Annotated in this window: 13 protein-coding genes; 2 read left to right on the plus strand and 11 right to left on the minus strand. The window is 66.5% G+C overall.

The genetic code is table 11. The annotated features are described in order from the left end of the window. Positions 1 to 2 precede the first annotated feature (2 nt). The 3 genes from J2853_RS33410 to J2853_RS33420 form a co-directional block, all read right to left on the minus strand. Positions 3 to 743: a hypothetical protein gene (locus tag J2853_RS33410; protein WP_307564690.1), complete on the minus strand. Its 741-nt coding sequence runs from the start codon at positions 741 to 743 to the stop codon at positions 3 to 5. 141 nt (positions 744 to 884) lie between these two features. Continuing rightward, positions 885 to 1,895 (minus strand): WD40 repeat domain-containing protein, encoded by a 1,011-nt coding sequence (locus J2853_RS33415; RefSeq protein ID WP_307564691.1) that lies wholly within the window; start codon positions 1,893 to 1,895, stop codon positions 885 to 887. Next, on the minus strand, positions 1,895 to 2,104 hold the full coding sequence (locus J2853_RS33420) for a hypothetical protein (protein WP_307564692.1): 210 nt from the start codon (positions 2,102 to 2,104) through the stop codon (positions 1,895 to 1,897). The genes J2853_RS33415 and J2853_RS33420 overlap by 1 nt, the downstream gene beginning before the upstream one ends. Before the next feature lie 471 nt (positions 2,105 to 2,575). On the opposite strand from J2853_RS33420, the gene J2853_RS33425 reads away from it, so the two are divergent. Then, the gene (locus J2853_RS33425) at positions 2,576 to 3,016 is read left to right on the plus strand and encodes a hypothetical protein (RefSeq protein WP_307564693.1); all 441 of its coding nucleotides are present in this window, start codon (positions 2,576 to 2,578) and stop codon (positions 3,014 to 3,016) included. A gap of 137 nt (positions 3,017 to 3,153) precedes the next feature. On the opposite strand, the gene J2853_RS33430 is transcribed toward J2853_RS33425, so the two are convergent. Continuing rightward, entirely contained in the window at positions 3,154 to 3,828 is a 675-nt protein-coding gene (locus J2853_RS33430) for a macro domain-containing protein (protein WP_307564694.1), read from the minus strand. 282 nt (positions 3,829 to 4,110) lie between these two features. Next, positions 4,111 to 4,485, minus strand: coding sequence for a hypothetical protein (locus J2853_RS33435; RefSeq protein ID WP_307564696.1), 375 nt, complete (start codon positions 4,483 to 4,485; stop codon positions 4,111 to 4,113). Positions 4,486 to 4,583: 98 nt separating this feature from the next. Here J2853_RS33435 and J2853_RS33440 point away from each other — a divergent pair, with 98 nt between their 5' ends. Continuing rightward, complete coding sequence (locus J2853_RS33440) at positions 4,584 to 5,762, plus strand: ADP-ribosyltransferase domain-containing protein (RefSeq protein ID WP_307564697.1); 1,179 nt, start codon at positions 4,584 to 4,586, stop codon at positions 5,760 to 5,762. Between the two features lie 229 nt (positions 5,763 to 5,991). Here J2853_RS33440 and J2853_RS33445 read toward each other — a convergent pair whose 3' ends face one another. From J2853_RS33445 to J2853_RS33470, 6 genes are all read right to left on the minus strand, one after another. Continuing rightward, positions 5,992 to 6,822 carry an SDR family oxidoreductase gene (locus J2853_RS33445; RefSeq protein WP_307564698.1) on the minus strand — a complete coding sequence of 277 codons (831 nt, stop codon included), beginning with the start codon at positions 6,820 to 6,822 and terminating at the stop codon, positions 5,992 to 5,994. A 272-nt stretch (positions 6,823 to 7,094) separates the two neighbouring features. Next, positions 7,095 to 9,383 (minus strand): helix-turn-helix domain-containing protein, encoded by a 2,289-nt coding sequence (locus J2853_RS33450; protein ID WP_307564699.1) that lies wholly within the window; start codon positions 9,381 to 9,383, stop codon positions 7,095 to 7,097. Between the two features lie 436 nt (positions 9,384 to 9,819). Continuing rightward, complete coding sequence (locus J2853_RS33455; protein ID WP_307564700.1) at positions 9,820 to 10,596, minus strand: Stf0 family sulfotransferase; 777 nt, start codon at positions 10,594 to 10,596, stop codon at positions 9,820 to 9,822. 440 nt (positions 10,597 to 11,036) lie between these two features. Then, on the minus strand, positions 11,037 to 12,080 hold the full coding sequence (locus J2853_RS33460) for an RDD family protein (RefSeq protein ID WP_307564701.1): 1,044 nt from the start codon (positions 12,078 to 12,080) through the stop codon (positions 11,037 to 11,039). Positions 12,081 to 12,324: 244 nt separating this feature from the next. After that, positions 12,325 to 12,912 (minus strand): DUF6461 domain-containing protein, encoded by a 588-nt coding sequence (locus tag J2853_RS33465; RefSeq protein WP_307564702.1) that lies wholly within the window; start codon positions 12,910 to 12,912, stop codon positions 12,325 to 12,327. A gap of 487 nt (positions 12,913 to 13,399) precedes the next feature. Further along, positions 13,400 to 13,963 carry a hypothetical protein gene (locus J2853_RS33470; RefSeq protein WP_307564703.1) on the minus strand — a complete coding sequence of 188 codons (564 nt, stop codon included), beginning with the start codon at positions 13,961 to 13,963 and terminating at the stop codon, positions 13,400 to 13,402. Positions 13,964 to 14,084 lie beyond the last annotated feature (121 nt).

Below are 14,084 nucleotides of genomic sequence, written 5' to 3' on the forward strand. Positions count from 1 at the left end.
GGCTACTCGGGGAGCAGGTAGCGGGTGTGGGTCCCGTTCATCCACTCCCTGTCGAACTCCCGCCCCGTCACCCTGCCGACCAGTGTCAGCGCAGAGGTGACGCACGTCGCCAGTCGCGGGCTGTATCCGTTGTGAGCGAGGGCGATGAAGTCGTCCCACCCTGATGGCAGAATCTCGTCTTCTTCCCCGTAGTCTCGCCCGCTCTCCATCCGTGCCTCCTCCCATGCGGCGTACTCAAGCCATCCCGGTGTGAGGTCGGGGTCGCTCTCCCAGCTTGAATCCGCCAGGTCGAACCGCAACCCGTGCGCGTATGAGTCGAGTGCGGCGGGGTGACGGCCCCACCGCTCCCCGGGGGTGGTGACGCTGAACCCCGTGGCATGGACACCGTTGACCGCATACTTAAGGTCACGAGGCCCGTTCAAGTCCCACCACACCAGCAGCGCCCGTCCTCCGTACGAGAGGTCCCGCAAAGACCCGTCGCAGTCGTGCCCCCGGACCTGGATGATCTGCGTCCAGTTCTCGTTCAACCGGCCGGCCCAGATCACTCCCGGGCCACCGTCGAAAGACATCCCCTCCAGGAGATCCCCCCAGTCGCAACCGACCGCGTCATCCACATCCGCGACCGAGACCCCCAGCCGCCGGGCCACCTCCCACGTCTCCAGGCCCTCCACCCATGCGGCCATGAACCACTCGCCCATGCCGTAGGACCGGGCAAGGTGCCACAGACGCTCCGACTGCCGCATGCTCTCTCCTCGACCGTCCCCTGCTCATTCCAGCAACCCAAGCAGACGGTCCCGACACTTCCATGATCGACAGCACGAAGATCCGCCCCTGGCTGAGCGGTCACCGGAGGAGTCGATCAGCTGAACTCCGACGTCGGCAGGTCAGGGGATTCGCCACAACTTCGCGGTATCGTCCTTGCTGCCGGTGGCGAGGGTCGTTCCGTCCGGGCTGAAGGCCACCGACATGACAGCGCCGGCGTGGCCGGTGAAGGTGGCGACGGTTGTGCCGCTGTCCACGTTCCACAGCCGCGCGGTCCTGTCGAGGCTGCCGGTGGCGAGGGTCGTTCCGTCCGGGCTGAAGGCCACCGACATGACAGCGCCGGCGTGGCCGGCGAGGGTGGCGGTGGCTGTACGGCCGGCCACATCCCACAACCGCACCACGCCTCTTGACGGCGACGAGTTCTCTTCCCTGCCGCCGGTGGCGAGGGTCGTCCCGTCCGGGCTGAAGGCCACCGAGTCGACAGTGCCAGTGCCGGTGGGGATGGCGGTGGCGGTGGTTGTGCGGCCGGCCACATCCCACAACCGCACCGTGCCTTCGGCGTGGTCGCTGCTGCCGACGGCGACGGTCGCCCCGTCCGGGCTGAAAGCCACCGAGAGGACGGTGCCGGTGAGGCCGGTGAGGGTGGCGGTGGCTGTGCGACCGGCCACGTCCCACAACTGCGCCGTCCTGGCATTCCCGCCGGTGGCGAGGGTCGTCCCGTCCGGGCTGAAGGCCATACTCCAGACGAGGTCGGTGCGGCCGGTGAAGGCGGCGATGGTTTCGCGACTGGCCACGTCCCACAACCGCACCGCGCCGTCGCTCTCACCGCAGGCGGCGAGGGTTCTCCCGTCCGGGCTGAAGGCCACCGACACGACAGTGCCGTCGTAGTCGGTGAAGGCGGCGATGGTTTCGCCGCTGTCCACGTCCCACAACCACACCTCGCCGTTCTGGCTGCCGGTGGCGAGGGTCGTTCCGTCCGGGCTGAAAGCTACCGAGCCGACAGTGGCCGTGTGGCCGGTGAGGGTGGGAGTGCGGGTAAGGGCGATCGCGACCGGCACCCCGACGGCGGTCACGCCGAGGACCCCGAGCCCGGCCATGAGCAGGACCTTGCGCCGCGGCAGAGAGCGACCCATTACGCGACCCACGCTGCCACGGCGGCGGAAAACCCCAGCACGCCGACCCCGTCGCGCGACCAACGGGTGAAAGCGGTGAACGCCTCGACAATCCGACCACCGCCGAAGCGTTCGGCGAGATCCTCACGCGGCAGACCGACCGGCACCGGCGGTACGAGATCCTCGCGGTCCCGCCAGACCCCGCCCCTGCCGCCACCCACCTCGATCACCCGATATCACCCGCCGATAAACGCACTACCGCCCCGATCATCACGGCACACTAACGCACTCTTGATCATAAAACAGCACACGCCCGACGAATCCAACCGAATCATCCGTCCCGATCAACCGTTTCTCCATCACGCCCGAGAGAACCGCCTCCGGCCCACGTGGTGGCCGACATCCTCGTGGAAGTGTGAGCGGATTGGCTCCTGGAGTTCTGGAGGAGCATCCCGAGGCCGTCGAGCGTCGGCCGCAGGCCGAGCCTCACCGTCCTGACCGGCCACCTCACCACGCACGGTCTGGTCCGCGCTTCCCTCATCAGGGGCTTGACCTGGTCAGGATCGGTTTCCATCGGCTTCTCCGCAGTCGCCGAGGAAAGCCCGCTACCGCCCTGGTCAACCGGGGAGTGGGGCTATCCCCACCCACCCGTGCGTCCAGACGGATACCGCCTCGACCAGGCACTTCGTAACGTTTGTGACATGAAAACCAACACGCGCACCACGACCGAGCCGGCACTCCTCAACGACCCCCGCACCCAGGAAGCCTTCGACACGGCGAAGAGCGGCATCAAGATTTACGCCGCACTCAGCGCCGTCGCCCTTCTGGCGATCATCGTGGTGTCGAGCAGCGGTCATACGATCAACACGTTCATGTGGGTCCGGGCGATCCTGCTGCCTGTGATCGCGGTGCTGTTCTACCGGATGACCGTCTCCGCTTCCCGGGGATCTCGACGGGCCTTCGAGCGCGTGAGCGTCCTCACCGTCACCGTGCCGATCGCGATCATCGCCGTCGACCTGATCCCGGGTGTCTGCCCGCCGTGGTACGCCGTCACGCAGGCCGTCTGCATGCTGCCCATCATCCGGGTCGCGTTCGTCACCCGTGGCTCCGTACTGCGCGCCGCCTTCCCCACGTCACGCTGACCCCTCAGCTCCTGCGTGCTTCCCGAACGCGAACCGCACCCACGACGGTTCGACGGCCTTGGCGTAACGAAGGCATCGTTCACGGCCGCATCAAGCCGGAACACGGGAAGCCGCTCGATCGGGTCGCGTTCGCCTCGTCAACCACGAGACCGGCCGGCGGGCGGCGTGATTCGCACCCGCTCCTCCTCAGGGCGGCTGTCGATGTCGTCGAGTTGCTCGCGGACCGTCTTCTGCAGGTCCTCGTAGTCCCGGAAGTAGTAGTCGTTGAACAGGGTGTAGCCGGTCCACATCAGGTTGGCGCACACCCTCGGCGGCACCCGGCCCGTCGCCACGCCCATGCCGACCAGCGCCACCGACCCGACGCTGCCCGGCTCCTTCTCGTTCTGCATGTGAATGGCCTGAAACGCGGCGGCGCACGCCAGCGCCACGTTCAGCGTCTCACTCACGTTCTGCACCGACTGCACCATCGTCGGCGTCGAGATCAGGAACTTCGGGTTGGTCGCCCCCGACGGCACGCACACGGCACTTCCCACCGGCAGCGACCCTCCGAACTGATCGCGGATCGCCCGCTGGACGCGCAACTGGATCCCCGCCCCGAGGTGACGCTTGATGGCCGCGTCGACCCCACCGTCCATCCGTCCGCGGGAGTTGGTCGGGTTGACCCAGGCGTCGACGTGCCGGGTGAGGATCGACCCCTTGTAGATCTCGACCTCGGGGACGTCGGCGAACGCCGCTCGCCACTCCTGCACCACTTTCGCGTTGATGTCCACCAGCACCACCTTGAGCGGCGGCTTCATGTGTTCGACAGTCATGGCTCACTCCGGGCGCAGGGGGTGGTTCCAACGTCCACGAAGATATCGCTCCACACCGACAAATCTGATCTTGTCTGGAGATTCAGGAACGATCTCCGCGCCTGCGGACGCATCGACTCCGGGCCTCCCCGCCCCGGGCCTTCCGCGGACCAGGCCTTACGGTGAACCGGCGCTCACGACAGGAAAGCCCACCCGCTGGAAGGGGGTGGGCTTTCCGGTTCTCCGACATCGCATTCTGGATCTTCGCACGGCACAATTCCCCCACCTCAATCACCTGTGCCGTCACCGGTACGACTCCCCGATCCAGGAATTCACGATGAGCGACGTCAACGCCCCCACCCCGCCCGACCCGAGTGACCCGCTGGCCCTCGCCGAACTCTTCAAGGGCGGTGGCGAGCCGTGGCTGCCGCTCTTGAAGCCGGTCATCGAGGCGCAGCCGGCCGCGGCCACGTTCATCGGTCCGGGCCGCAGCCCGGAGGTCGTGCCCATCCGGGAACTGACCTTCCAAGCGCTCAAGCCCAATCCGCTGCACAAGTGGAAGGTCGTCGTCTTCGGCCAGAACCCGTACCCGCGGGCCGAGAGTGCCACCGGCATCGCCATGTTCGACAACACCTTCCACGACTGGAACGACAGCCAGTTCGGCAGGGTCATCACCATCCGCTGCATCATCAAGGCGGCGGCGATGTGGAAGCACGGCGTCCCCCAAGAAGACGCCGATCGCCGACATCCGCGCACTCCTGAAAAAGCAGGACACCGTGCAGCCGCCGGAGTGGTTCCAGGCGATGCTCACGCAGGGCGTGTTGCTGTTGAACGCGGCGCTCACCGCCAGCGGCGACGGGGCGATGGCCACCGACCGGCACACCGCGTTCTGGCGACCGGTCGTCGAGAAGCTCATCGAGGAGATCCTGAAGGCCAAGCAGAACGCCGACGAGAAGGACCGGGGCGTGGTGTTCGCGTGGTGGGGAGCTCACGCCCGCAGCCTGAAAGAGGTCGTGCTCCGGCTCCAGCAGAAGTACCCCGAGGTGGAGGTCCTGCACATCGACCACCCCAACCCCGCGGCACAGGGCGACATCTTCTGCGACGGGAACCATTTCGCCGCCGTGAACACGGCACTCAAAATGCTCGGGGCCGACGAGATCGACTGGCTGCCCGGCAAGGGGTGGAACACGCTCGCGGCGCAAGCCGGCGGGGCGGACGCGGACACCGCCGACCGCATGGGGGCGTTCATCGCCTCCACGATGGAGTTGCACAAGCTCTACCTCGAACGGCTCGCCGGCGTCAAAGACGAGGGGCTGGAACTTCCGGCGATCACCGGCGTGTTCGACACCCCGCTCATGGACTTCCGCGAGGCCGGCGCCCCGGTGGCCAAGCTGCTGTCGGGTCTCGACCGGCACATGGAGCAGTCGTACCTGTTCGGCGAGAAGCACGCGGACGGCGCGGCCGACAGCCTGTCCGCCGACGAGATCGCGGCCCTCTATCTCTACACCTGCGAGTCGGGGTTCTACCGGCAGATCAACGCCATCCTGCGCCACCCGGACCGCACCCGGATCGTCCCCTACCTCCCGTATCTGCGACTCCTGTTCTCGGCCGTGTCGCGCCTGCCGGCCCGCAAGGAGCCGCTGTGGCGCGGGGTGTCGCTGGACCTGCGCGCGCAGTACCCTCTCGGCCGAACCGTGACGTGGTGGGGCGTGTCCTCGTGTACGTCGAGTCTCAGCGTGGCCCAGACGTTCCTCGGCCACCGCGGCAAGCGGACGCTCTTCGAGGTGCTCCCCCTGCGGGCCGTGGGCATCCGCGGTTTCTCCGCGTTCACCGGTGAGGAGGAGTTCATCCTCGCCCCCGGCACGCAGCTCAAGGTGACCGACGTGAAGGCCGAACGCGGTGGCCTGTACACCGTGAAGCTGACCGAACTGGCCGAGCAGCACCTGGTGGCGTGAGCGGCGGAGGGTGTCTCCGTTCATGAAGCTCCGGCGGCCCGGCGACAACGCTCCGGGCCGCTGGAGCTTCGTGTCCACCGGCCCGCGACGCCTGCACCAGGGGTCGGCGGATCTCCCGTCCGCTGCTCGCATCGCGATGCGGGGATGACGCCGCTACTCCGTACGAGGCAGGCGCCGTGGCGTCATAACACCCTGCGCGCGGGCCGTCCTCACCGGGAGAAGGTCGCGATCATCGGTGAACGTCACCCAGAAACCGCCGCGCACCACGCAGCCTGGTCCGAAGCCGCCGCTGAGTCATGCCGCACTCCAGGCGCACGTCCATCGGGCCGGGCACGTTGGTGTCCGCTCGCCGGCCCGAAGGCAGTCGGTCCGCGTCGAGTCCGTCACGTCGGGCGATGAGCAGCCCGAGCTCGTATCGGCTCACCGCGTCGGCTCCGGCGACATGGTGGATGCCGTGATACTCGGATGCGGCAAGTTCGAGGAGCGCCGCGGCGAGATCGACGACATGTACAGGACATCGCACGTCGTCGGTGAACAGCACTCCTCCTGCCCTGCCGGTGGCCAGTGAACGCACCAGCGCCTCGTGCGAGGAGTCACCGTCACCGATGATCAGGGATGTCCGGGCTATCACCGCGGTTGGCGCGATCGCGTTCACCGCTGTCTCGGCAGCGGCTTTGGCCGCACCATACGGGGTGATCGGGTCAGGGAGACACGTCTCGTCATAGCGAATCGCGGCGCCGGAGAAGACCGCGTCGCTGGACACCTGGACCAGGCGCCCACCTGCCGCGGAGACGGCGAGAGCCACGTTCGCGGCTCCCACCGCCGTGATCATCCAGTCTGTCTGCCGATACGCGGCGTTGATGACCACCTCTGGTCGAAACGCGCTGATCAGCGCATCGACGTCGTCTCGTCGACGCACATCGAGCGGCAACCACTCGACGCCCGCGGTCTCTCCTGGTCGGGTCAGGTAGGTCGCAGCCACCTCATGCTCGGCCATCGAACACTGCCGAGCGAGTTCGCCGCCGAGAAAACCGCTGCCACCGACGATGAGGAATCTCATGGCCGGTCACCGTAATCGATCAGTCGTTCCGAAGCGGCCGCCGCGTTCACGTCCCGAGACATGGTGCTCATCCTCACATGCCTGTTCAAGGGCCTTCTGGCACTGCGCGGCCGGAGACACTCGAAACCCCGACCTTCTGATGTTCCCGCAGGCAAGGGCAGAAGCCTCGTCAGCGACGTCCCGGCCTGCTCAGACGATAGATGCGGTCCGGTGACGTGTGATCGTATGAGGTGGTGTCGCTGTACATCACCTTCGTGGACGTGAACCGGCGCTCAGCGCCCGGTTGCCGCGCCAGGTCCGTCTAGCTCCTCGAGTTCCATGACCACCTCGGCGGCTTGCTCGGTTTCACCGCATATCTCCAACAGTCGTAGCCCTTCCGTCAACGCCTGGCGGGCCTCCTCGATCCGGCCCAGGTGCCGTAGCGCGGTGCCCAGCCTGCGCTGAATGCGCCCCACGATTATGTCGATTGAACTGGTCTGCAACTCGGACAGCGCCTGGTCGAAGGCGTCGACCGCCTCCTCCCAGCGTTCGAGCGTGAGGTAGGCGGTGCCGACCTCGCGCAGGGCGATCCCGAGACAGTGGGTGATGAGGGCCGGGGAACCGCCGTATTCGGGGTCACGCAACGTAGTCACAAGTGCGAGGCTGTGCTTCAAGGCTTCTTCTACCCGGCCCGCCAGCCGCAGGACGTTGATATAGCTTGCCATCGCCTGGGGATAGCGATCCAGGTCCCCTGCCTGGAGGAGAAGATCAGCGGCTCGCCGGTTGTAGTCCAGCGACCGCTCCATGCTCGCCGGCTCCATCCTCGCCTGCTCCAGGCTCGCCGAGCCGGCACAATTCAGCGCCTGTCCCTGCAGACGTAGATCGCCGGCCTCGCGGGCCAGCTCCAGCGCCCGCAACGCGGTCGCCTCCCCCTCCTCATTACGGCCTTCGCACGCGGACAGCGCCCAGCACAAGAGGTTGAGATGCACCGCCTCCCGCCGCGGGTCGCCCAGGGCGTGTGCCGCACCTGCGGACAGCTCGAACACCTCGCTCCAGTGCCCCCACGCGATCCAATGGTCGGAGAACCAGTGCATGGACTCGGCCATTTCGACCACCGTCGCGTGCTCTCCACGCCGAGCCACTGAGCGCAGCGCCTCCAGCCAGGCCGTGTCCTCCGTCTGCAGCCAGTCGGCGGCTTCCTGCCGGCTGTCGAGCGCGACCAGGGAGTACCACTCCGGTGGCGGCGCGCCGTAGCCCGGCTCGAACCAGCGCCCCGCCACCGTGGCCACCTCCAGTAGCCAGTCCTCCATCCGCAGGCGCGCCGCTTGCCGCGCCTCGATCGGCTCCTCCTGCTCCAGCTGGGCGCGCGCATAGAGCCGGACCAGGTCGTGGAAGACATAACGCCCGGCGTACGGCGAGGTCAGCAGGCCCAGCTCGACCAGCTCCTCCAGCGCGTCCTCGGCCTCGAACACATCCACCTGGGTCAAGACGGCGGCCAGCGGCACCCCGAACTCCGGCGCGGCCGCCAGCGCCAGCCGCCGGAAGCTGCATCGCGCCGTCCCGGTCAATTGCCGGTAGGACAGCGCGAACGCGGCGGCCACTGCCAGGTCCCCGGCCGCCAGGGCCTCCAACCGGCGCCCTTCATCTCCCAAACGGCCTGCCAGCTGGCTGACCGTCCAGCCTGGCCGGCTCTGCAGCCGGTTCCCGGCGATCCGTACGGCCAGCGGCAGGTGGCCGCACAGCCGGGCCAGCTCGGCCACGCCGTCCGGGTCGTTCTCGGTCCGTTCCGCGCCCACGATCTCCCGTAGTAGCCCGGCCGTCTCATCACCGGTCAGCTGGGCGAGCGGGATCTGCCGCACCCCTTCCAGCCCGGCCAGCGAACGGCGGCTGGTGACGATCGTCATCCCGGGACCACCGGACGGGAGAAGGGGACGCACCTGTGCCTCGTGCGCGGCGTTGTCCAGCACGATCAGGCACCGTCGGTCACTCAGCAGGGTCCGATAGAACCCGGCCTGCTCTTCCTCATCGCCCGGAATCCGCTGTTCGGCCACGCCCAATGCCTTCAGCAGCCGCGACAGCACCGCCCCCGGGGCCGGTGGGGCGCTGTCCATGCCGCGCAGGTCCACGTAGAAGCGGCCGTCAGGGAACATCTCGGCCAGGTGCCGGGCGGCGTGCACGGCCAGAGCCGTCTTGCCGATCCCGGCAGTGCCGGAGATAGTGGCCACCATCGCAGGCTCCCCGGACCTGGCCTGCTCAGCGAGCCGGCGCAGCAGATCGAGCTCCCTCACGCGACCGGTGAAATCACCCGTTCCGTACGGCAGCTCACACGTGCCCGGCACCGGGCCACTCGGCCGCGGCCGGCCCGCCCTGGCGGCCTCGACCAGCTCCGCCTGTTGCTCGTCGCCGAGCCCCAAGGCTTCGGCCAGTTCCTGCACCGTGCGCTGTTGCGGGCCGCGGCTGACGCCCCGCTCCATGTTCCCGATGGCCCGTACGCTCACGCCGGAGGCGTGGGACAGCTCTTCGATCGTCAACTTCGCGTCCTGCCGCAAGCTTCGCAGGAGCGACCCGAACGAGCCGACCATCCATCCTCCTCGACGCCGACTTCACCCCGGACACCGGCCGGCTGTACTGAAGTCACCTGCGGGCGCCTGAGCGCATCGACCGAGCACCCCTACCTTACGAATCACCGTATCCCGGTGTTCAGGCACAGTGCCTCTGGCCGAAAACGGTTCCACGCGGGCGTTGCCGAGATCCATGGTCACGTCGCCCATGCTCAAGGGGCGGCTCGCCGAAGACGTCCGGCAGGCTCAGCCACGACTAAATATCCGAATACGTGACGGCGGCCATCCTCGAGCCTTGAAACGACGAGCGTCGCGGCCCGCTCTTCGAAGGATGACCGCCTCGCCCTGCAGTTGGCTGCCTCAGGCGCGCACGGTGAGAAGAAGTGCGCGTCGAAAGGTCAGTATCGGTCCATTGGCCTGGATTCCCCCTTCGGGGAGGAGGACAGGAGAATCTGCGTCACTCTGCCGGCTCCGTCCTGTAGCGATCGATCCACTGGCCGTTGAGCTCGTCGGCCTGGCGCTTGTGCCGTGGCACGATCACGTGTCCATCGGGTAGGTCGAGCCCGAGGAAGTCGAGGATGCCCTGGGTGACACCGATCATGTCGGCGTCAAGCTCCTCGTAGCGCACCACGTGCTGCTGGATGCCGAACGAGGTGAACCACTCCTCCCACGCCGTATTGTGCTCATCGATCAGCCGGATCAGCTGACCGATCCGGTTCGAATCGAAGCTGGGCGGTCGCCCCTTTCCGCCGGTGTCGCCGATTTCGCCGTTCCCGCCGATGTACCAGGCATTGGTCTGCTCAGCGCGTAGCCAGGACACCGCCTGCGCCAGAACATCGTCGCGTCGTAGATACACGAAGCGCGTGCGCCCGCATGCCCGGTTCAACAACCTGACGTCCTCACCGGCGAGGTCCGGGTAGACCGTCCTCAACTTGTCGACCACCTCGCCCAAGGTTCCCCACATGAGCTTCGCCCCGAACACGCCGTTCTCGGTCCGGCCTGCGTCAAGTGCCGCTCGCATGTAGTCCGCATAGTCGAAACCACCATCAGAGGTGCGTGGAATCCGCCACCGGTCGGCCCACAGCGGCTCGTCGGGCTCACGGAAATACGCCTGAGGCCGGCCAGCGACCCCGGTGGTCTCCAGCAGTCCGAGGAGCAACGAGCTGCCGGTACGAGGAGTGGCGCAAACGAAATACGAGTCGACATGTTCCGCAACGTCCATCGGCGTAGTCACGACGACAAGGTAAGACCCCGCGATCACGACACGCAACCCGGTTGACCACCGGCGGCTATTGAGCTTCAGCCTCCTCGAATGATCTTTCCCCGCCCCCGTCCTGCATGTACGGTGCGACGATTCCGCCCGGGTCGTGGGCAAGGAGAGCGGCGTTCATCGCGTCCACCACCACGCCGTCGCCGTCGGCCTGGACGCCCCGCAGGTCGGTGACCCACTCCCCTCACACCGACACGGTAAGAGCACAACGACACAGATCTCACACGGCATGGAGCAATACCTACGCCAAAGCACTTCATTATGAGTTGAGGGACGATTGTCCGGGACCGTCCACAGGCGTCTTCCGGGCCAGATCGGACAGGCTCTCTGAGGTCTCTCAGTCCATGGTCGTCCAGACCTGTGATTGGCATCCGCGTCAGCAAGATCACGCAGATGACGTCGAGTCAGGTCTGCGGCTGAGCGTCCCGTACCCGGTCGCGTACCACCGCGGCGCCCAGCCAGCGGTCATGCAGCACCCGGCCTTCGGGATCGAGGAGCATCCACAGCCCACCCGCCAAAAGACACAACAGCCCGACCTCGGGGACAAAGGCGAGCAGGGGGAAGACCAGCGCGCGGAGCGCGGTCCTGCCCGCGCCCAGCCGTCCACCCGTATTCGCTGCGATGACCCGGATGCCCAGCAGCCGCTTTCCGAGCGTCCGCCCCCACAGGGCGTGCTGCACCCAGAAGTAGAGGAACAGCACCGACAAGATGACCAGTTCCACGGGCTCCGGGCTGCTCTGGAGCACGTCAATCCGCTCCAGGAACCCGAATGCCATCGGGTACTCGGTACCGATGCCGATCAAGGACCAGACCGGTCCCACGATGACGCCCAGGACGGTAACGACGATCAGATAGTCGGCCAGGGCCGCCACCGGCCGACGCCACACCATCCCGGCACGTGACCCGGCCGGCTCGTCCCCGGTGACGGGCCGCATCTCGCGCGACGCGGCGAACACCAGCGCCGCGGCCACCAGAAGGCACAACTGGGTGACAGCCCAACCACCGGCCACCGCGCCGAACCCGTCGGCGTTGAACGGCGGGAACATCTCGGCGTAGATTTCCCGCCCGCTGTACGACCGGACGAGAAGTGCGATCACCGCGATCAGGACGAGGAGTCCCGCCACCCTCCGGCCCGTCACCCTGGGATCTCTGCGGCCGAGACATGCCAGGAGGCCGAGAAGAACCACGAGAGCCGGAACCGCCCAGTCCCCCGTGATCTCCATGACCACTTCGAGATCGACCTGCAGCGGGACGAACGGCGACAGCGTTGATCCACTGCTGTACAGGCCCACAAATCCATAGATCGTTTCGGGCACTCCATGGGCCTGGACGAACTCCTCAGGCTTGAATCGTTCGTACCACAGCTTCAAGTTCGGGAAGGCGGCGACGACCGCGGCCGCCATCCACGCCGACAGCGCTGACCACGATAATCGGGGGAACTGCGGCACGATGATCCTTTCGCCCTGGGAGCGACACCCTACGATGCTCCAGCACGCAACACAGACACGACGGCCAGGTCCGGCATCGCACCACAAACCGGAGAAGGATCCTGTCCTACGTCGGTTGGCGCTGTTCCCGTCGCGCTGGGTTCTCCGATGTCATGCCTGCGGAGAGCCTGCCCCGGAGGCTTGCAGCAAAGTGAGCCCACCTGCCGCGACCTGGCCCCATGGGGTCACGGATGGTGGATCCGGCTCACCACGGCCAGGGGATGTCTGTGGACAGGGGTTCGGGAACGACTCCGCACAGGTAGGTGGACTTCTTTATCAGCTGTCGCGTCAGGGTGATCCCGGTGAGGCGCTCGGCCAGGAGGAACATCGGCCCCTCGTGGGGGTCGGTGAGTGGAGAGTAGACGGAGTCGATCAGGTTCATGGTCTCCGCGAGTTCGTCCGGCACCTCCTCCAGGTAGCCCTCCTGGGCGATGAAGCAGAACCGGAGCTCTCCGTCCTCGATCCAGAAGAAGTAGTCGAGGGCCTTGATGTCGAGGAATTGGTGGGAGACGAGGCGGGTGCCCGCCGACAGCGGCATGACGACTTCTTCGGTGATACCGAGCCGGCTTCTGGTCTCGACGATGAACGCCCAGTCCCCGACGGTCGTGACGCCGAGAAACACGCCGGATCCGCGCGGACCGGAGGGGGCTGCGCACATTTCGTCGAACGTCATGGGCGTGAAGTCCTCCGCCCGAGCGCCGAGCCGGGTCACCACTTGCTCGGGAGCCAGGCCACGGACGTAGGTGAAGCAGCCACCGGAGAGCCAGGCGTAGTCATCAGGGGTCGTGATCACCCCGCCATGCTCGCAGCGCCTACCGACATAACGGGCGCAGGCGGTTCACCATCGAGAGCTTGCGCCGAACCTGCCACTGCTCGGCCTGGCCCTGGCTTGCTGCCCCGACTCAGCCTGCCGAGGTCAGCGATCTATCCGATCAGTTCCCTGGTCACGGCTACCGGTACGCGACTGAGAGGACCCGGGCTCTAAACCTTCTGAGCCTCCGCACCGCTCGCGCCCGCGGACTCCCTATCGTCATCTGGTCAGCGTGTGGCCCGATAGCAAGGCTCGACGAGGAGAGCCATAAGTGATGAACGTTTTCGCAAGCGGACATCCTAGGCTCGAACCAGTGACATCTCGCTTGCAAGGCAACCGGAACGAGACCCTGACCAAGACATACGGTCCGTCGTGATCCACCGGAGTCCAACCCTGTCCGTGATCGTTGTTACCCGGTTGGTCACTCACCCATCCCTCCGCCCACAAGGGGAAGCGCCAGCGTCACCCGTTACAGGGTTGATTCGCCTCGGACATGGATAATGCGATCAGGCGTCCCGAGGGCAGCGGTATGGACTCTGCCTTCGCTCAGACCCTGGCCTGTGTCCGCGAAAAGAAATCTATCAGCGTAGATCTGTCCGGACCGAAGCCACTCATGGCGAACGACCGGGCGTCTCCAGATGGTTTCGAACCAATCTCCTGTGATCACCGCTAGCTCCTCAGGGCTACCGGACCCTATGAAGGCAAGCGGCGTGGGCTCTGCGGGAAGGGTGAACACCTGGTTGTGGAGCTTGTCGCCGTGAATCTTCGACCCATCGAGGTAAGCACCCACCGTCAAAAGACTGAGGTTGAATCCCGGGGCGGGAAGATCAGCGCAAACCAGCAGCTTACCGAAGGACGTTTCTCCTGGCTGGAGGTCGTACCCGTACGCGATGTAATCCGGAAGCAGTACCTCAACGTCGTTGACTGCCAGCGGCCATGAGGCTGCGCGCCCCCTCAGCGCGTCGATGAAAGCAGCCTGAACTTCATCGGGCTCATCATCATCGTCAAGGGGGAACCATCGATCTTCGACCATACGACACCATAGATCGAGCCGACGAAGGTCAGAGACAGCCTCGACCTGAGCACATGCCGGCAGTCTCCCCTGCCACTACGCGGCCCGAAGGTCTTCGCGGCCTGTCTATCCCCTGAAAACG

Origin of the sequence: Streptosporangium lutulentum (genome assembly GCF_030811455.1) — a bacterium.
GTDB lineage: Bacteria > Actinomycetota > Actinomycetes > Streptosporangiales > Streptosporangiaceae > Streptosporangium > Streptosporangium lutulentum.

Bases quoted from the DNA above. Each gene is read 5' to 3' on its own strand.
- J2853_RS33410 (WP_307564690.1), bottom strand. From the start codon at position 743: ATGCGGCAGTCGGAGCGTCTGTGGCACCTTGCCCGGTCCTACGGCATG.
- J2853_RS33415 (WP_307564691.1), bottom strand. From the start codon at position 1,895: ATGGGTCGCTCTCTGCCGCGGCGCAAGGTCCTGCTCATGGCCGGGCTC.
- J2853_RS33425 (WP_307564693.1), top strand. From the start codon at position 2,576: ATGAAAACCAACACGCGCACCACGACCGAGCCGGCACTCCTCAACGAC.
- J2853_RS33430 (WP_307564694.1), bottom strand. From the start codon at position 3,828: ATGACTGTCGAACACATGAAGCCGCCGCTCAAGGTGGTGCTGGTGGAC.
- J2853_RS33435 (WP_307564696.1), bottom strand. From the start codon at position 4,485: ATGGTGATGACCCTGCCGAACTGGCTGTCGTTCCAGTCGTGGAAGGTG.
- J2853_RS33445 (WP_307564698.1), bottom strand. From the start codon at position 6,822: ATGAGATTCCTCATCGTCGGTGGCAGCGGTTTTCTCGGCGGCGAACTC.
- J2853_RS33450 (WP_307564699.1), bottom strand. From the start codon at position 9,383: ATGGTCGGCTCGTTCGGGTCGCTCCTGCGAAGCTTGCGGCAGGACGCG.
- J2853_RS33470 (WP_307564703.1), bottom strand. From the start codon at position 13,963: ATGGTCGAAGATCGATGGTTCCCCCTTGACGATGATGATGAGCCCGAT.